Origin of the sequence: Citrobacter sp. Cb028 (genome assembly GCF_030336705.1) — a bacterium.
Lineage (GTDB): Bacteria > Pseudomonadota > Gammaproteobacteria > Enterobacterales > Enterobacteriaceae > Citrobacter > Citrobacter braakii.
The window spans coordinates 442,277-460,550 of the sequence record NZ_JAOWCZ010000035.1 but is presented as its reverse complement, the minus strand read 5'-3'; the positions used below and the strand labels follow the sequence as shown (position 1 = coordinate 460,550).

Sequence of the window (18,274 nt, the reverse complement as noted above, 5' to 3'; positions counted from 1 at the left end):
CATCAGGCATGCCGGGGATGGGACTGGAAATTGAAGGCGCGGTGCAACATGCACCACAATCCGGACGGCATTCCATACAGTACTCTCTTTATCGTAAACCATCGGATTGTGCAGGAAGCGCACAGTAACACCTTTTTTGCACCAGCAAAAGCATCAATTCCGCTTGCCTGAATGCCCCGGCGCGAGTAGTTTTACGCGATATTTTAGACACTCCTCATTACAGGATTTTTTCGATGCCAAGAGCGAACGAAATTAAAAAAGGTATGGTACTGAATTACAACGGCAAACTGCTGATTGTAAAAGATATTGATATTCAATCACCAACCGCACGTGGCGCCGCCACGCTGTACAAAATGCGTTTTTCTGATGTTCGTACCGGTCTGAAAGTTGAAGAGCGCTTCAAAGGTGATGACATCGTTGATACCGTCACCCTGAGCCGTCGTGGCGTTGATTTCTCCTATGTCGATGGCAACGAATACGTCTTCATGGATAAAGAAGACTATACCCCGTATACCTTCACCAAAGACCAGATCGAAGAAGAATTGCTGTTCATCCCGGAAGGCGGAATGCCGGATATGCAGGTACTGACCTGGGACGGCCAGCTGCTGGCGCTTGAACTGCCGCAAACGGTAGACCTGGAAATCGTTGAAACGGCTCCGGGCATTAAAGGCGCGTCAGCAAGTGCGCGTAACAAACCAGCGACCATGAGCACCGGTCTGGTTATCCTGGTTCCTGAATATCTGAGTGCAGGTGAAAAAATCCGTATTCATATCGAAGAACGTCGCTACATGGGCCGCGCAGACTAACTTTTCTGCTGCGACAGCGGTGAAAAGGGACAGCATTTGCTGTCCCTTTGTTCTTTTCAGCCCTGGCTGCTGAGGTAAAAATCATCCACCAACAGAGATTCCAGATACAGCTCATCCTCACGCATAAAATGCGTTATGACGTTAACCGCCTGAGGATAAACCCCCTCTTCGTCCCGGTGTAAACAACTTTCCCGTAGCAGGGGTGCCCAGCACATAATGTGATGATGCAAAAAGTAATATTGCGCCGATAACGTCTCCTTTTTGGTAACCATTCTCGCCATCAGTGCCAGCTGTACAGCAATATGGTCGGCAGGCTCGTTGTCCTGCGGGGTCAGCCCATGCTCGACTAACAGCACATTCATTTCCTTGCGTTCTTCAGGCGCGGTCGTATGCGGATAATGCCCCGCATAAGGAGAAACACCGCCAGGAGGTGCCAGCAAAAACAACGAGGCATAGTCCGCCGCCAGCTCCAACTGTCGGCTTTCCCGGCGCAGCGCCCGAACGAGACTACGTTCCAGGTTTTTAACATCAACGGATAACCCAGGGATAGCCGTCAACGACGCCAGCCACTTTCGGCTTTCCCCACTTTCCAGACGGATGAGTTGCTCCTCGTCCAGCTCGCGGAACAGCAGTTGCGAAAACCACTGGTACACCGCCGCCCGCTGTCGATGAATGTGATTATGCTGCACTTGCCCCCTCCTCTTTCACAACCTCCGGCCCGCCAAAGCCCGTGACCTGCGGGGCATTCTCCTGGTACCGCTCCACCTCGACCAGCACCGTATGCGCCGAAGGCCCCTGCGCCAGTTGTGATGTACCGATATCCGCACTCAGCACATTCGGATCGCCATAAGTGCATAATGTGCCCGCTTTCCCACCTTCCTGCGGCGAATACCACGCGCCTTCATGAATCCGGACGACGCTAGGCGCGTAATCCGGACTGATCACCACCCCGGCCAGCACCTGGCCTCTGGCGTTAAACACGCGCGCAATATCCCCGGCTTTCAGGCCACGTGCGCGGGCATCCGACTCGCTCATGTACAGCGGCTCTCTTCCTGCCACTGCATAGGTGTTGCGAAACGCCTCGCTTGAGCACAGCTGGGAGTGCAGACGTTTATCCGGATGACAGGACTGCAGATGCAGCGGATATTTATCTGTTTTGCTGCCATGGGTACGTTCAAAGGGTTCCATCCACACCGGATGCCCCGGGCAGTCCTCGTAGGCAAAGCCCGCGATGGTTTTGCTGTAAATTTCAATCAGACCAGAGGGTGTTCCTAACGGATTGATATCCGGCTGTTCGCGAAATTCTCCATGACGCACCCACGGCTTCCCGGCAGGATATTCAATGTATCCTTCGCCCTGCCAGAAGCTCTCGAAGTTCGGCATACTCACGCCAAGGGACGCTCCCGTTTTCGCGCCCTCATCATAAATGGCTTTTATCCACTGCATTTCATCCCGCTTTTCGCGGTATGTCTCTTCCTGACCAAAGCGTTTGCACAGACCGGCAAAGACATCAAAGTCATGTCGCGCTTCAAACTGCGGTTTAACCACCTGATGTATCGCCATCAGCCCTTTATTCGAGTGTGTACCGAACTGCTCAATGTCATTACGCTCAAAGCGCGTGGTCACAGGCAGGACGATATCGGCAAAACGACAGGATGCTGTCCACTGATGATCCAGAACGACCACGGTTTCCAGCTTCTTCCACGCCTCGATCATGCGGTTACGATCCTGCTGAGCATGGAACGGATTGGCGGCGCTGAAAATCGCCATTTTGATATCAGGGAAAGTTAATGTTTCACCATTGAAAGCGATCTTTTTGCCTGGCGCCAGCAGACAATCGATCATTCGCGAGGTAGGAATATGCTCTGAAGCGCCGCGGAAATCCGCTTTGTATTTCGCGGCCGGGGGATTGTTGATGCTCCCGAGGCCGGACAGGACGGGACCGGCAGAAGTGACCGTCCCGCCGCCATTATAGTGCCAGCCAAACCCTACTCCGCCGCCCGGCAAGCCAATTTGTCCAACCATGCTGGCCAGCAGCACCAGCATCCACGGATACTGCTCGCCATGGTGCATACGCTGCACGCACCAGCCGCCCATAAACTGTGTCCGGCCTTTGACCAGCAGGCGGGCGAAGTCACGGATCTGCTCCGCCGTCAGACCGCAGATTTCCGCCGCCCATTCGGCATTTTTCGGCTGCTTGTCGCTTTCCCCAAGCAGATACGGCAAGAACTGTTCAAAGCCCACGGTATAATCGTTAATGAACGCCACGTCATACAGTTTTTCTTCGTACAGGGTATGCGCCAGCGCCAGCAATAACGCGACATCCGTTTGCGGTCGCAGCGCCAGCTGCTCACAGCCAAGATAGTTTTGCGACTTGCTACGCACCGGATCAACGCTGATAACGCGCTTCTTACCCTGCGCAACCGCTTCTTTAATCTGCTGCCAATAGCCAAACGCATCGTGATCGGGAACCAGGAACTCGATCTGCAGATTCTTGATAGGATCGCAGCCCCACAGCACGATGGTTTGGGTATTTTCGATAACCAGCGGGAGTGACGTTTGCTGCTCGTAAACTTCCAGCGAACCAATCACATGCGGCAAAATGACCTGCGCTGCGGCTGCCGAGTAGTCGCCGACGGTCGTTACATAGCTGCCGTGCAAGCTGAGTCCCCGATCCATCGCGCCGCCGGCCTTATGAAATTTGCCAACAATTTGCCAGTCCGCCAGCCCGGTAAAGACACCAGAAGATCCGTAGGTCTTTTGTACTCGTTCAAGCTCTTCATAGAACAGATCCAACGCCTGATCCCAGCTCACACGGACAAAGCGATTATCGCCGCGCTGGTTGCGATCTGACTTTTCACGCTTGCGCAGCCAGTCCAGCCGCACCATCGGGTAGCGTACCCGCGAAGGGTTGTAGACCACCTCCCGAACGGCATTGAGCATATCGCAGGGGTATTTGTCATGTTTGAAGGGGCGGGTATCGACCCATTCACCGTTCACGACTTTGGCTTCAAAAGCGCCAAAGTGCGAGCCAGACTGGATCCATTGCTCCGGGTTTTCACCCGCTGCCCAGACCTTGGAGATCAGTGGATTTGGCCCTAAAGCGCTGACTGCACCGACTGCCAGCATTCCACTTAAAAACCGTCGACGTGACGGATTAAAATCATGAATATCCATAAATTATCCTTTTGAATTGTTAGGTTGAGGTATATCGCTGGCGTGAGTCTGGAGATATTTCAACAACGTACGGTCTTCCACCGGATTAAGCCGGTAGTAGGTGGACATGGATTTCAGTCCGGCGATCCAGCCATTCGCGGAATAACGGGTCGGCGGCGGCGTGCTGTGGCAAGCGCTACAGGTGGATTGCAACATCTGATCGGCGTATTGCCAGAGGGGGTCAATATTGTCGGTAAACCCCTCCGCAGAGCTCCAGGCCATTACGCTGACCTGCTGCCACTCCTGATGTGACTCCGGATCAACCTGAGTTTGCTCAACCTTCACGTTGCTCATCAGCGAGGCATCTAATACGGCAGCGAAAACGCGTTTACCCATATACTGGGTAATCACCCGTCCACGTCCTTTGCTTTCCCGCCAGCCGGTCAGCTCTATCTGAACGTTTTTTCCTTCTCTTTTCAGCACACGCACTTGCGTTGCCGGGTACAGCATGGCTTTACCTGCCGGGCTCTCTGCTGTCACAGTCAGTGATTTTTCGCCTAACGAATACAGCGTCGTCGCCGTGGGTAACTGCTCTCCCTGACGCTGCAGCTGCTTGTAACGATCGCGAAAACCGCTGCTCATATCGGGTTTGTGATGGGCAATGCCTTTGTGACAATCGATACAGTTACTGTCTTTTGCCGCCGCCGCGGTCATTTGCGCCGCTGCATTTGCCGATTGCTTGCCGTGATCCATCGCCTCGTAGCTATGGCAGGATTTACACGCCGCAGAATTATTCGCGCTCATGCGCGCCCATTCTCGCTGGGCCAACTCCGCCCGCTTTGCAGCAAATTTTTCCGGGGTATCGATCGAAGGAGAGATAAAGGTGTGGTAGAGGTCGTTTAAGGCTTGCGTTTTACGAACCAGCGTTGGGACGATGCCTGGCGGAATATGACAATCCTTACACTCCGCACGCACACCAGAAGCATTGCGAAAATGCATGCTGGTTTTATACTCCTCGCCAGATGTGCGCATCGAGTGACACGATAAACAAAACTCGGTAGAACTGGTGTAATGAACGCCTTGCCACGTTCCCCAAATAGCCAGGGCCATTGCTACCGCCCCGGCGAATGCGCACCATAGTGCGTTTTTTCTTATCCACGACATGCTTGCCTCCATTTTTTTAATAGCGACACGCTAAGGGATAATAAAAATCAAAAATAGAGACAGCGAAGGCAGATTATAGGAACAGCATCCACTCTATGAGGTTCGTCAAATAGTAAAGAGCAGAAGTCCGTAATATAATTACCATCTATAAATAAGGAATTTATCATGCTCAAACTGACTCTCGATAGAGAAAGCCGGACTCCGCTGCAGTTGCAGATATTTCAATTTTATTTACAGGCCATTCAGCGGGGTGATTTGCTGTGTGGAGATAAACTCCCCTCTATTCGCGAGCAGGCTCAGGCATTGAACATTGCCAAAATAACGGTAGTAATGGCCTATGATAAGCTGATGGCGGCTGGATTAATTAAGAGCCGACACGGCATTGGTTATGAGGTGATATTCACCACGCCTGTACGTGTAACCCCAGCGCATGTGTCCGTACCCCAGGGCTCTCCGCCAGTAACACCAAAAGCGGCCGGGGTCTCTACCGATGTTTATGCAGAGCCTGGGCGGGAGTGCTACTGCCGGATGGGCGTCCCCGATCCCAATGCTTTTCCCTGGGCAAGCTGGCGAAAATGGAATAACGCGCCAAGCGTACTTAAATAGCAATTGTTTACCCGATATCATTCATCAAATGGATTATTTTCACTGCGTGAGCAACTAGCCAGGTACCTTAATTTATCTCGCGGCATTAATACCCGGGCGGAGAACATCATCATTACCAATGGGATTCAGGAAGGATTGTCGCTGCTCAGTCAAATATTTATTGTTCATCATGCCGTCAGTCAGCAAAAAAAGTGCCACGTTGTGGCCGAATCCCCTTGCTATTCTGGCGCATGGCATCTGTTTAATTATTACGGTGCAGACATTACGTCAATTGCTGTAGATAACCACGGGCTGCAAACAGATAAATTACCCGAATATGAAACCCAGCTTTGCTATGTGACTCCGGCTCACCAGTATCCAATGGGAAGCGTCCTTTCGCTGGAGCGCCGTCAGTCATTATTGACGTGGGCGCAGCGCGTCGGCGCTTATATCCTTGAAGACGACTACGATGCTGTTTTTACCTATGGCGAGAACCCCCTTCCTGCACTGAAAGCTATGGATTATCACAACCGGGTTATCTACATGGGGACATTTTCCAAAACGCTGGGGCCGGGAACGCGTCTTGGCTATCTCATTTGTCCTGATGAACTGCTCCCGGCAGTAAAGAATATGAAAGCACTCAATAACAATGGCAGTCAGTGGTTATTGCAGCAATTTTTAGCCGAATTAATGCAAAATCAGGTGTTTTACTCGCACATCAGCAAGCTGGCCTGCAACTATGCGGCGCGCCTCAATCTGTTACGCGATGGCCTTTCTGTTCTGTTTCCGTCAGGGAAAATCGCTGGCGCAACGGCGGGTCTGCACCTCTCGTTACGCGTTGACAGACACCCAGATATGATAGCCAGGCTGCAACAGCGCTGCCTGCTGGCAGGGATCCGCTTTGACACTCTGCCAGATATAGAAAATGGCTCAGGTGCCGCATGGCGTAGGGAGAATAGCGATGCTGTTATGTTTTTCGGGTTTGGCGGATTGCAGATACAGCAGATCAAAAAGGTGCTGTCGGTACTGGAGCAGGCGCTAGCGCAGCCTTGATGAATTTCAGGGATCGCGCCTGCGGCACAATCCCTGTTGTTAACCTTACAGCAGATCGCGGAACTGCGTTTGTTTTAACGCCAGTTCAACGCCGCGAACTTCCGCCAGCCCTTTCAGGCGACCAATCGCGGAGTAGCCTGGGTTGGTTTTCTTGTGCAGGTCGTCAAGCATCTGGTGTCCGTGATCCGGACGCATCGGGATAGGACGCAAATCGCCCGCCTTTTTACGGCGCTGTTCTTCGCTCAGGATGGCAGCAACCACCGATACCATATCCACATCGCCTTGCAGGTGCGCACCTTCGTGGAAGGTTTTCGGGTTATCTTCACGGCAGGTGGAGCGCAAATGCGTGAAGTGGATTCGATCGCCAAAGGTTTCGATCATTTTCACCAGATCGTTATCGGCGCGCACGCCGTAGGAACCGGTGCACATGGTGAAACCGTTATTGATGCTGTCGACGGTTTCTTTCAGCCACTGCATATCTTCGATAGTCGAAACAATGCGCGGCAGGCCGAGGATCGGACGCGGCGGATCGTCAGGGTGAACAGCCAGACGCACGCCGACTTCTTCCGCCACAGGCACAATCGCCCGCAGGAATACCGCCATATTATCGCGCAGATCGTCTTTGCTGATGCCGTCATATTCAGCGAGGCGCGCACGGAACTGATCCAGCGTATAGCCCTCTTCCGCACCGGGCAGGCCGGCAATGATATTGCGGGTCAGCTTTTCGATTTCGGCATCGCTCATAGCATTGAAGTAATTCAGCGCCTGGCGTTGTTCTTCTGCGGTGTAATCCGCTGCGGCGCCTGGGCGCTGAAGAATATGCAGTTCAAAGGCTGCAAAAGCAATCTGGTCAAAACGTAGCGCTTTGGAGCCGTCCGGCAGCTGATATTCGAGATCGGTACGCGTCCAGTCGAGGATCGGCATGAAGTTATAGCACACGGTATCGATGCCGCAGGTCGCCAGATTACGGATACTCTGCTGATAATTGGCAATCCACGTTTGGTACTGGCCTGAACGCGTTTTGATATCTTCGTGGACAGGAATACTTTCCACCACCGACCAGGTCAGCCCTTTTTCAGCCAGAATAGCCTGACGCTGTTGAATCTCTTCTACCGGCCACACTTCACCGTTGGGAATGTGGTGCAAGGCGGTCACAACACCCGTTGCGCCAGCCTGACGCACATCATCAAGCGATACCGGATCGTTAGGTCCGTACCAACGCCAGGTTTGTTCCATTGTTTCACCCCACAAGTTGTTATACCAAATTAAACTACCTGAATGACGACTACCATACAGCCATCCTGGAGATGTTCAACAGATGGCCTATCATTGATTGATCCAGCTCACATTCCCCGGATAAATGAGGCACACCAATTCAATTTGCTGTCATATAACTTTATACTGCCATTGTTAATTAATGGTTAATCAGGTGTATTTAATGAAAACTATTGCCTCAGCGCCTCTGGCGGAAAATGTCATGATGCCGCAGTACGACCGCCAACAATTAAAAACGCGGATTGTACATTTTGGTTTCGGTGCTTTTCACCGCGCCCATCAGGCGTTATTAACCGACAGGGTGCTGAATGCGCAGGGCGGAGACTGGGGAATTTGCGAGATCAGCCTGTTCAGTGGCGATCGGCTGATGCGTCAGCTTCGCGAACAGGATCATTTATTTACCGTGTTAGAAAAAGGGGCTAACGGCAACCAGCCTATTGTTATCGGTGCCGTTAACGAATGCCTGAACGCCACGCTGGATTCGCTGGCGGCCATTATTGAAAAATTCTGCGAGCCTCAGGTCGCGATTGTCTCGTTAACCATCACGGAAAAAGGCTACTGCATCGATCCGGCGACGGGTTCGTTAGATCTCTCTAATGCGCGTATTATTCACGATCTGCAGACACCGGCTGAACCGCACTCCGCCCCCGGTATTATCGTTGAAGCGCTGCACCGCCGACGTGAACGTGGACTGCAGCCGTTTACCGTCCTCTCCTGCGATAACATCCCGGACAATGGTCATGTGGTAAAAAATGCCGTACTGGGGATGGCGGAAAAACGCTCTCCTGAGCTGGCGCACTGGATCCAGGAACACGTCAGTTTCCCGGGTACTATGGTGGATCGGATTGTTCCCGCCGCCACCGAAGAGTCGCTGGCTGAAATCGCCCGTGAGCTGGGCGTTGCCGATCCTTGCGCAATCAGCTGCGAGCCGTTTATTCAGTGGGTGATTGAAGACAACTTTGTCTGTGGTCGTCCGCAATGGGAAACCGCGGGTGTCCAGATGGTTGAAAACGTCTTGCCGTGGGAACAAACGAAACTGCGGATGCTGAACGGCAGCCATTCGTTTCTCGCTTATCTCGGCTATCTGGCCGGATTCCAGCACATCAGCGACTGTATGCAGGATAGCGCATTTCGTGAAGCCGCTTACCGGCTAATGCTCACCGAACAGGCCCCCACGCTGCAAATTACCGATGTTGATTTAAACCAGTATGCCTTAAGCCTGCTGGACCGCTTTGCCAACCCGGCGCTGAAACACAAAACCTGGCAAATCGCGATGGATGGTAGCCAGAAATTACCCCAGCGAATGCTGGAAGGGATCCGCGTGCATTTAGCACGTCAAAGCGAGTGGCCGCTGTTGGCGCTCGGCATCGCAGGCTGGATGCGCTACGTGAGCGGTGTGGATGATTCAGGCGCTACGATTGATATTCGTGACCCGCTCAGTGAGAAAATTGCCGCTCTGGTGGCACAGAGCACTGAATCAGAACGCGTCAGCGCCCTGCTTTCGCTGCATGAGATTTTCTCCGCCGATCTCGTACAGAATCCGCAGTTTGTCGCGGCCATTCAGCAGGCCTGGCAACGTATTGCCCAATACGGTGCGCATCAGGCTGTCATTGAAACGTTAAAAAATTAACGATTTCTGCCATTAAACAGGACGAAGCACGTCTTCGTCCCCTCACCCCTTCTCTTTTTCCCCATTTTTCGCCAGGATTGTTAAATGCCATTACGGTAATTTATGATTCTGGAGTAATTGTGACTAAAACCAATCTCATCACTGGTTTTCTCGGCAGTGGCAAAACCACCTCTATTCTTCATCTATTGGCGAACAAGGATCCCGCAGAGAAGTGGGCCGTGCTGGTCAATGAGTTTGGTGAAGTAGGTATTGATGGCGCCCTGTTAGCCGACAGCGGCGCATTGCTAAAAGAGATCCCCGGCGGCTGTATGTGCTGCGTTAACGGTCTACCGATGCAGGTTGGCCTCAATACGCTGCTGCGTCAGGGAAAACCCGATCGATTGCTGATTGAACCCACTGGCCTCGGACACCCTAAACAAATTCTGGATTTACTCACCGCACCGGTTTACGAACCGTGGATCGATCTGCGCGCGACCCTCTGTATTCTTGACCCCCGGCTGTTACTGGATGAAAAAAGCGTCGCCAATGACAATTTCCGCGATCAGCTGGCCGCCGCAGATATCATTGTTGCCAATAAAGCCGACCGCGCCACAGCGGAAAGCGAAAACGCCTTGCAAACCTGGTGGCAACACTACGGCGGTAATCGCCAGTTGGTTCATGCCGACCATGGGCAAATTGACGGGCAGTTACTGGATTTACCCCGACTAAACCTGGCAGAGCTTCTTGCAAGCGCAGAGCACGCCCATAGCCATGCAGACAAAAAGGGACTGGCGGCATTGAGTCTGCCGTCACAGCAGCGCTGGCGGCGCAGCCTGAACAGCGGCCAGGGCCATCAGGCCTGCGGTTGGATTTTTGACGCCGATACGGTGTTCGATACCATCGGTCTGCTGGAATGGTCTCGTCTTGCCCCCGTGGGGCGCGTGAAAGGTGTCATGCGTATAAAGGAAGGACTGGTGCGCATTAACCGCCAGGGAGAGGACTGGCATATTGAGACGCAAAACGTCGCGCCACCGGATAGCCGTATTGAACTCATCGCCGATACCGAGACCGACTGGAATACGCTACAGAGTGCATTGTTGAGACTTCGTTTAGACGCTAACGCGTAAGGTTGCCTTCGTTTTTATAGCAATGGTAAACGATGATGAAAACCCGATACCCTCTTATTCTCCTACTCAATATTGCGGGACTGGCGCTGTTTCTGTCCTGGTATCTTCCTGCCGGACATGGGATCTGGTCTTCATTGGATACGGGCGTTTTCCGCTTCTTTAACCAGAAACTGGTGGAAAGCCCGCTGTTCTTGTGGATTGTTGCTATCACCAATAACCGGGCATTTGATGGGTGCTCATTGCTGGCAATGGGCGCCTTGATGCTGCATTTTTGGCTGAAAGAAACGTCGGAAGGTCGCCGACGCATTGTCGCTATTGGCCTGGTTATGCTGCTCACCGCAGTGGTATTAAATCAGTTAGGCCAGGCGCTTATTCCCGTTAAACGCGCCAGCCCTACTCTGATGCTGGATAATATTTATCGCGTCAGCGAACTGCTGCATATTCCGACTAAAGATGCGTCCAGAGACAGTTTCCCCGGCGATCACGGTATGATGCTGCTTATTTTTTCCGCATTTATGCTGCGTTATTTCGGAAAAGTCGCCGGAATAATCGGCCTTATTATCGCTGTGGTTTTTGCCTTTCCACGCATAATGATTGGCGCTCACTGGCTCACCGATATCGTGATCGGTTCCATGACTGTCGTCTTGATTGGTCTGCCCTGGTGGCTAATGACACCGTTAAGCGACCGATTAGTCACTCTGTTTGCGAATTATCTGCCCGGTAAAAACAAACATTTTTTAAACAAATAACGCACAGTAATTAACATCATCAGGGAAAACTCTGATTCCCTGATGATGCTTGTCGATATTTCATCATTCTGGCTGTCATTCTCCCGTCATCTTATTCATCTTTAAAATGATTAGGTTGCATCTTTTTTATCCTGATTGTTCTTAATTTAGACAATGCTGGTTATTCACTTTCTGTATCAATTTTTCTTATAAGAAATCACGTAAATTCACTCGCAATGACCGGACCGATCGGGTAATCTCGAACTCGTTTTGCCTCGCGGGATAATTATTCTCTTCAGGAATAAATTTGTGCGTTCTGCCACAGATTTGACCTTAAAGAATTGTCTCATCATGCGATGGTAATTAGTCTCGTCACGTTTGGCATTTTTTATAACGATATTTATCGTTAAGGACTTCAAGGGAAAACAAACAAAATGGTCAAATCTCAACCGATTTTGAGATATATCTTGCGGGGCATACCCGCGATAGCAGTTGCGGTTCTGCTTTCTGCATGTAGCACAACGAACACCGCCAGGAATATGCATTCTGAGACGCATGCTGTGGGCAATGGAGATAACTCTTCACTGCAAGCCTCTCAGGATGAATTTGAAAACATGGTCCGTAATATCGATGTTAAATCACGTATTATGGACCAGTATGCTGACTGGAAAGGCGTGCGTTACCGCCTTGGCGGCAGCACCAAAAAAGGCATTGATTGTTCAAGCTTCGTACAACGTACGTTCCGCGAGCAATTTGGTTTAGAGCTTCCACGCTCAACCTACGAACAACAGGAAACGGGTAAATCCGTTTCGCGCACTAACCTGCGCACAGGCGATCTGGTTCTGTTCCGTGCAGGCTCCACTGGCCGTCACGTCGGTATTTATATCGGCAACAACCAGTTCGTACACGCCTCGACCAGCAGCGGCGTTATCATTTCCAGCATGAACGAACCTTACTGGAAAAAACGTTACAACGAAGCTCGCCGGGTCCTGAGCCGCAGTTAATTTCGTTTGGCAGCTATCCCTTGGCTATCCTGATGAGACATTTTGAAAAGCACTGCTTCGGCGGTGCTTTTTTTTTGCTTTGTCTTGTGACTAAGAAAAATCTCACAAGGTGAGTCATTTCAGGTTATATTCATACAGAATAAGCGGTTAACTCAGGTAAACATAAGGAACTATGTTTAAACGCTCCTCTTCATCCAATCAGAAAATCCTGCTTTCCTGTATGTTAACGGGGCTTATCGTCGCGCTCCTAGTGAGTACCCTGCAATTTTTCGTGACCTGGCATAAACGAGACATTAAGTACGACACGCTCCTTTCCGATATCCAGAATTATGTCAGCAGCTACTTCGCCGATCTCAAATCCACCACAGATGACCTTCAGCCACTGGTCGCCAACAGTTGCCAACAAGTCGCTGCCCAACTGACCTCCAGCGCAGCCTTTAGCCTCAACGTTCGCGCATTTTTACTGGTCAAAAACGGCATTGCTTTCTGCTCCTCCGCAACGGGCGCAATGTTCACCCCGATTTTAGATCTGGTCCCAAGCCTCGATATCAGCAGAAATATTGATGTGGAATTACTCCCCGGTACGCCCATGATGCCGAACAAGCCGGCGATAATGATTTGGCACCGGAACCCATCGTTCACTGATAGCGGCGTGTTTACCTCACTGAATATTAATCTGGCCCCTTATCTGCTTTATACCGCCCGACAGGATGATTTTAACGGTATTGCCATAGTCGTCGGTGATAACGCGATTTCAACATTTTCATCACGGATTATTGATGCCTCCGCTCTGCCCCACTCTCACTGGCGGCAGGCGACCCTGGAAGGTATTCCGCTACAGATTCGTTTATATGCCGATGAGTGGACCTATACCGACATCTGGTATTCGATTATGTTGGGATGCATGGCGGGGATTATTGCCGCGCTTCTTCTCTGGTACTACATCTACACCATCCGTTTACGTCCGGGCAAAGATATCCTCAACGCTATCAAACATAACCAGTTTTATGTGGTGTACCAGCCCGTCGTAGAGGTGCAGACACTGGAGGTGAAAGGTGTAGAGGTGTTATTACGCTGGAATCATCCAACAACGGGTGAGATCCCTCCGGATGCTTTTATTCACTACGCCGAATCCCAGAAAATGATTGTCCCGCTGACCCAGCATCTCTTTAAGTTGATAGCCCAGGACGCACCGATGCTGCAAAAAGTGTTACCCGCAGGTGCTAAATTGGGGATCAATATCGCGCCAACGCATCTGCACGGCGAGACGTTTAAAGACGACATTCATCACCTGCAGACCTCGCTTCCCGCAAACCATTTCCAGATGGTGCTGGAAATCACCGAACGGGATATGCTTAATCAACACGAGGCCACAAAGCTTTTTGAATGGCTTCATTCAGCAGGTTTTGAAATTGCCATTGATGATTTTGGCACCGGTCATAGCGCGCTGATTTATCTGGAACGCTTTACCGTTGACTACCTGAAAATCGATCGCGGCTTTATTAACGCCATTGGAACAGAGACCCTGACCTCTCCGGTTCTGGACGCCGTGTTGACACTCTCTAAGCGTCTTAATATGCTGACGGTGGCTGAAGGGGTTGAAACGCCTGAGCAAGCCCGTTGGCTACGCGATCGTGGAGTGCATTTTTTCCAGGGATACTGGATTAGCCGACCATTAAAACTTGCTGATTTCGTGCGTTGGATGGCACAGCCCAATAAGCCGACGTGGTGATCGCAGTATGCGAATCATATACTCTCACTCGCCGCCACATCCCTTATCTTTCAGGCATGATGCCCGTCGGGTTGTGGCAGGAAAAGGAAATCGCATTTAATGATCCCTCGCGTATTGCTGCTGTTTATCGCCCTCATCGGGTTTAGCGCCGAGGCGCAGTCCATCAAAGAAAGCTATGCTTTTGCCGTACTGGGCGAACCAAAGTACGCGTTTAACTTTAATCACTTTGATTACGTCAACCCTGCGGCCCCCAAAGGCGGGCAAATCACCCTCTCCGCCATCGGCACGTTCGATAACTTCAACCGCTATGCGATGCGCGGTAATCCCGGAGCACGTACCGAAACGCTTTACGATACGCTGTTTACTACCTCTGACGATGAACCTGGCAGCTATTATCCGCTCATCGCCGACAGCGCACGCTATGCTGATGACTATTCCTGGGTAGAAATCGCCATTAATCCGCGAGCGCGTTTTCACGATGGCTCCCCCATTACCGCCAGCGATGTCGCATTCACCTTCCACAAATTTATGACTGAAGGCGTGCCGCAATTTCGCCTGGTCTACAAGGGAACAACGGTAAAAGCGATCGCGCCATTAACCGTACGTATTGAATTAGCCAAACCGGGTAAAGAGGACATGCTCAGCCTGTTTTCATTACCCGTGATGCCAGAGAAGTACTGGAAAGATCATAAGCTCAGCGATCCCTTATCATCGCCTCCGCTCGCCAGCGGTCCTTATCGCATCACGAAATGGAAGATGGGTCAGTACATTGTCTATTCGCGCGTCAACGATTATTGGGCCGCTAATCTGCCCGTCAACCGTGGCCGCTGGAACTTTGATACCATCCGCTACGACTACTATCTGGATGACAACGTCGCCTTTGAAGCGTTTAAGGCCGGAGCGTTTGACCTGCGTCTTGAAAACGATGCCAAAAACTGGGCGACACGTTATACCGGTAAAAATTTCTCGAATCATTACATCATCAAAGATGAGCAAAAAAACGAATCCGCCCAGGATACGCGTTGGCTGGCGTTTAATATTCAGCGCCCGGTGTTCAGCGACCGACGGGTGCGAGAAGCCATCACCCTGGCATTTGATTTTGAATGGATGAATAAAGCTCTGTTCTATAACGCCTGGAGCCGGACCAACAGCTATTTTCAGAATACCGAGTATGCCGCTAAAAATTACCCCGATGCGGATGAACTGGTAATACTTGCGCCCTTGAAAAAAGATCTCCCTCCTGAGGTCTTCAGCCAAATTTATCAGCCGCCGAAATCAAAAGGCGATGGCTACGATCGTGACAACCTGTTGAAAGCCGATGCCTTACTGGAGCAGGCAGGATGGGTACTTAAGGGACAACAGCGCGTAAACAGCGCCAACGGTAAACCCCTGAGCTTTGAACTGTTGCTCCCGGCGGGCAGTAACAGCCAGTGGGTTCTGCCGTTCCAGCACAACCTGCAGCGCTTAGGCATTACAATGAACATCCGCCAGGTTGATAACTCACAAATCACAAACCGGCTGCGCAGTCGTGACTATGACATGATGCCGAGATTGTATCGCGCAATGCCGTGGCCAAGTTCGGACCTGCAAATTCTCTGGGCCTCTGAATATATTGACTCTAGCTATAACGCCCCGGGCGTGCAAAGCCCGGTGATTGATAAACTGATCAACCAAATCATCGCGGCGCAGGGTGATAAAGCCAAACTAATCCCACTCGGTCGGGCACTGGACAGGGTATTAACCTGGAACTACTACATGTTGCCGATGTGGTTTATGGCAGAGGATCGCATCGCCTGGTGGGATAAGTTTTCGCATCCAGCTATTCGCCCCATTTATACCATTGGTCTCGACAACTGGTGGTACGACGTTAACAAAGCGGCGAAACTGCCAGCAGCCAGACGGCAGGGAGAATAAATGGGCGCTTATCTGATTCGACGTCTGCTACTGGTGATCCCAACGCTTTGGGCCATCATCACCATCAACTTTTTTATCGTGCAGATTGCCCCCGGTGGTCCGGTTGAGCAGGCCGTCGCCGCTATTGAGTTCGGACAAAGCGGGGCATTACCCGGCGCGGGTAGTGAAGGCATTCGCGCCAGCCACGCGCAAACCGGCGTCGGCAATATCAGCGACAGTAATTACCGAGGTGGCCGTGGTCTTGACCCGGAAGTGATCGCCGAAATCACTCGCCGTTACGGGTTCGATAAGCCCATTCATGAGCGTTATTTCAAAATGCTCTGGGACTATATTCGTTTCGATTTCGGCGACAGCCTGTTTCGTAGCGCCTCAGTGCTGACGCTTATCAAAGACAGCCTGCCTGTTTCCGTCACGCTGGGGCTATGGAGTACGCTCATTATCTATCTGGTGTCGATACCGCTTGGGATCCGCAAAGCCGTTCACAACGGCAGCCGATTTGATGTCTGGAGCAGCGCATTCATTATTATTGGCTATGCCATACCGGCTTTTCTGTTTGCGATTTTACTGATCGTCTTTTTTGCCGGGGGCAGCTATTACGACCTGTTCCCGCTTCGCGGACTGGTTTCCGCCAATTTTGATTCCCTGCCCTGGTATCAGAAAGTGACCGACTACCTTTGGCATATTACCCTGCCAGTGCTGGCGACGGTGGTTGGGGGTTTTGCCGCGCTAACCATGCTGACCAAAAACTCATTTCTGGATGAGGTACGCAAACAGTATGTCGTCACCGCGCGCGCCAAAGGGGTCAGCGAGAAAAACATTCTGTGGAAACATGTGTTTCGCAATGCCATGTTGCTGGTAATCGCTGGCTTCCCGGCAACGTTTATCAGCATGTTTTTTACCGGTTCGCTGCTGATTGAAGTGATGTTTTCGCTTAACGGTCTGGGACTACTGGGTTATGAATCCACCGTATCACGTGACTACCCGGTAATGTTTGGCACGCTCTATATCTTCACCCTGATCGGTCTGCTGCTGAATATCCTCAGCGACATCAGCTATACGCTGGTCGATCCCCGTATTGATTTTGAGGGACGCTAATGTCGCGATTAAGCCCCGTCAATCAGGCCCGCTGGGCGCGTTTTCGCCATAACCGTCGCGGCTATTGGTCGCTGTGGATTTTTCTACTGCTCTTCGGCCTTAGCCTGTGTTCAGAACTGATTGCCAATGATAAGCCGCTACTGGTGCGCTACGACAGTAGCTGGTATTTCCCCCTGTTCAAAAACTACAGTGAAAGCGACTTCGGCGGACCATTGGCGACCCAGGCTGATTATCAGGATCCGTGGTTACAGCAGCGCCTGGAAAACCGGGGCTGGATCCTGTGGACGCCGATACGCTTTGGAGCCACCAGCATTAACTTTGCCACTGATAAGCCCTTCCCTTCCCCGCCTTCTGCACAAAACTGGCTGGGAACGGACGCCAACGGTGGTGATGTGCTGGCACGGATCCTCTATGGCACACGTATTTCTGTCCTGTTTGGATTAATGCTAACCCTGTGCTCCAGCGTGATGGGGATCATGGCTGGCGCAATCCAGGGCTATTATGGTGGCAAGGTGGATCTGTGGGGGCAACGATTCATTGAGGTTTGGTCAGGTATGCCAACGCTGTTTTTGATCATACTGCTGTCGAGCGTGGTCCAGCCAAACTTCTGGTGGCTACTGGGCATTACCGTGCTGTTTGGCTGGATGAGCCTGGTTGGCGTGGTACGCGCGGAATTTTTACGTACCCGAAACTTTGATTACATTCGTGCCGCTCAGGCGCTCGGCGTGAGCGATCGCAGTATTATTCTGCGCCATATGCTGCCCAATGCGATGGTCGCCGCCCTGACCTTTTTACCGTTTATATTATGCGCCTCGATCACCACTCTGACCTCGCTGGATTTTCTTGGCTTCGGCTTACCGCTTGGCTCGCCATCGCTAGGAGAACTCCTGTTACAGGGTAAAAACAACCTGCAGGCACCGTGGCTTGGCATCACCGCGTTTATCTCCGTTGCCCTGCTATTATCGCTACTGATATTTATTGGTGAAGCGGTACGCGACGCGTTCGATCCCAACAAGGCGATTTAAG

The 18,274-nt window shown here is 51.6% G+C and carries 13 protein-coding genes and 1 pseudogene; 10 read left to right on the top strand and 4 right to left on the bottom strand.

Annotated features, from left to right (window positions below; all coding sequences use genetic code 11):
* Positions 1 to 233: 233 nt before the first annotated feature.
* Positions 234 to 806 carry an elongation factor P-like protein YeiP gene (gene yeiP, locus OGV75_RS21000; RefSeq protein ID WP_016153740.1) on the top strand — a complete coding sequence of 191 codons (573 nt, stop codon included), beginning with the start codon at positions 234 to 236 and terminating at the stop codon, positions 804 to 806.
* A gap of 56 nt (positions 807 to 862) precedes the next feature.
* Here yeiP and torD read toward each other — a convergent pair whose 3' ends face one another.
* Genes torD through torC form a run of 3 tightly spaced genes read right to left on the bottom strand, consistent with a single transcriptional unit; the run spans position 863 to position 5,126 of the window.
* Positions 863 to 1,495, bottom strand: a complete 633-nt coding sequence (gene torD, locus OGV75_RS20995) for a molecular chaperone TorD (protein WP_286481137.1) — start codon at positions 1,493 to 1,495, stop codon at positions 863 to 865.
* Entirely contained in the window at positions 1,485 to 3,983 is a 2,499-nt protein-coding gene (gene torA / locus OGV75_RS20990; RefSeq protein ID WP_286481136.1) for a trimethylamine-N-oxide reductase TorA, read from the bottom strand. The genes torD and torA overlap by 11 nt, the downstream gene beginning before the upstream one ends.
* Before the next feature lie 3 nt (positions 3,984 to 3,986).
* Positions 3,987 to 5,126, bottom strand: coding sequence for a pentaheme c-type cytochrome TorC (gene torC, locus OGV75_RS20985; protein ID WP_286481135.1), 1,140 nt, complete (start codon positions 5,124 to 5,126; stop codon positions 3,987 to 3,989).
* A gap of 165 nt (positions 5,127 to 5,291) precedes the next feature.
* On the opposite strand from torC, the pseudogene pdxR reads away from it, so the two are divergent.
* A pseudogene (gene pdxR, locus OGV75_RS20980) lies at positions 5,292 to 6,764 on the top strand (MocR-like pyridoxine biosynthesis transcription factor PdxR).
* Positions 6,765 to 6,809: 45 nt separating this feature from the next.
* On the opposite strand, the gene uxuA reads toward pdxR, so the two are convergent.
* Positions 6,810 to 8,000 carry a mannonate dehydratase gene (gene uxuA, locus OGV75_RS20975; RefSeq protein ID WP_286481134.1) on the bottom strand — a complete coding sequence of 397 codons (1,191 nt, stop codon included), beginning with the start codon at positions 7,998 to 8,000 and terminating at the stop codon, positions 6,810 to 6,812.
* 202 nt (positions 8,001 to 8,202) lie between these two features.
* On the opposite strand from uxuA, the gene OGV75_RS20970 reads away from it, so the two are divergent.
* The 8 genes from OGV75_RS20970 to OGV75_RS20935 all read left to right on the top strand — a co-directional run bounded on the left by OGV75_RS20970 (position 8,203) and on the right by OGV75_RS20935 (position 18,273).
* Positions 8,203 to 9,669, top strand: coding sequence for a mannitol dehydrogenase family protein (locus OGV75_RS20970; RefSeq protein ID WP_286481133.1), 1,467 nt, complete (start codon positions 8,203 to 8,205; stop codon positions 9,667 to 9,669).
* A gap of 119 nt (positions 9,670 to 9,788) precedes the next feature.
* The gene (locus tag OGV75_RS20965) at positions 9,789 to 10,775 is read left to right on the top strand and encodes a CobW family GTP-binding protein (RefSeq protein WP_286481132.1); all 987 of its coding nucleotides are present in this window, start codon (positions 9,789 to 9,791) and stop codon (positions 10,773 to 10,775) included.
* A 35-nt stretch (positions 10,776 to 10,810) separates the two neighbouring features.
* On the top strand, positions 10,811 to 11,524 hold the full coding sequence (locus OGV75_RS20960; protein ID WP_046275466.1) for a phosphatase PAP2 family protein: 714 nt from the start codon (positions 10,811 to 10,813) through the stop codon (positions 11,522 to 11,524).
* A gap of 413 nt (positions 11,525 to 11,937) precedes the next feature.
* Positions 11,938 to 12,507 carry a bifunctional murein DD-endopeptidase/murein LD-carboxypeptidase gene (mepS, locus tag OGV75_RS20955; RefSeq protein WP_003027474.1) on the top strand — a complete coding sequence of 190 codons (570 nt, stop codon included), beginning with the start codon at positions 11,938 to 11,940 and terminating at the stop codon, positions 12,505 to 12,507.
* Positions 12,508 to 12,679: 172 nt separating this feature from the next.
* Entirely contained in the window at positions 12,680 to 14,239 is a 1,560-nt protein-coding gene (locus tag OGV75_RS20950; RefSeq protein ID WP_019077244.1) for a cyclic di-GMP phosphodiesterase, read from the top strand.
* Between the two features lie 99 nt (positions 14,240 to 14,338).
* On the top strand, positions 14,339 to 16,153 hold the full coding sequence (locus OGV75_RS20945; protein WP_075849322.1) for an extracellular solute-binding protein: 1,815 nt from the start codon (positions 14,339 to 14,341) through the stop codon (positions 16,151 to 16,153).
* Complete coding sequence (locus OGV75_RS20940; protein WP_016153751.1) at positions 16,154 to 17,248, top strand: microcin C ABC transporter permease YejB; 1,095 nt, start codon at positions 16,154 to 16,156, stop codon at positions 17,246 to 17,248.
* Positions 17,248 to 18,273, top strand: a complete 1,026-nt coding sequence (locus OGV75_RS20935) for an ABC transporter permease (RefSeq protein ID WP_286481131.1) — start codon at positions 17,248 to 17,250, stop codon at positions 18,271 to 18,273. The genes OGV75_RS20940 and OGV75_RS20935 overlap by 1 nt, the downstream gene beginning before the upstream one ends.
* Position 18,274 lies beyond the last annotated feature (1 nt).

Coding starts and splice junctions, on each gene's coding strand:
- yeiP (WP_016153740.1), top strand. CDS start 234: ATGCCAAGAGCGAACGAAATTAAAAAAGGTATGGTACTGAATTACAAC.
- torA (WP_286481136.1), bottom strand. CDS start 3,983: ATGGATATTCATGATTTTAATCCGTCACGTCGACGGTTTTTAAGTGGA.
- torC (WP_286481135.1), bottom strand. CDS start 5,126: ATGTCGTGGATAAGAAAAAACGCACTATGGTGCGCATTCGCCGGGGCG.
- uxuA (WP_286481134.1), bottom strand. CDS start 8,000: ATGGAACAAACCTGGCGTTGGTACGGACCTAACGATCCGGTATCGCTT.
- OGV75_RS20970 (WP_286481133.1), top strand. CDS start 8,203: ATGAAAACTATTGCCTCAGCGCCTCTGGCGGAAAATGTCATGATGCCG.
- OGV75_RS20960 (WP_046275466.1), top strand. CDS start 10,811: ATGAAAACCCGATACCCTCTTATTCTCCTACTCAATATTGCGGGACTG.
- mepS (WP_003027474.1), top strand. CDS start 11,938: ATGGTCAAATCTCAACCGATTTTGAGATATATCTTGCGGGGCATACCC.
- OGV75_RS20950 (WP_019077244.1), top strand. CDS start 12,680: ATGTTTAAACGCTCCTCTTCATCCAATCAGAAAATCCTGCTTTCCTGT.
- OGV75_RS20945 (WP_075849322.1), top strand. CDS start 14,339: ATGATCCCTCGCGTATTGCTGCTGTTTATCGCCCTCATCGGGTTTAGC.
- OGV75_RS20940 (WP_016153751.1), top strand. CDS start 16,154: ATGGGCGCTTATCTGATTCGACGTCTGCTACTGGTGATCCCAACGCTT.
- OGV75_RS20935 (WP_286481131.1), top strand. CDS start 17,248: ATGTCGCGATTAAGCCCCGTCAATCAGGCCCGCTGGGCGCGTTTTCGC.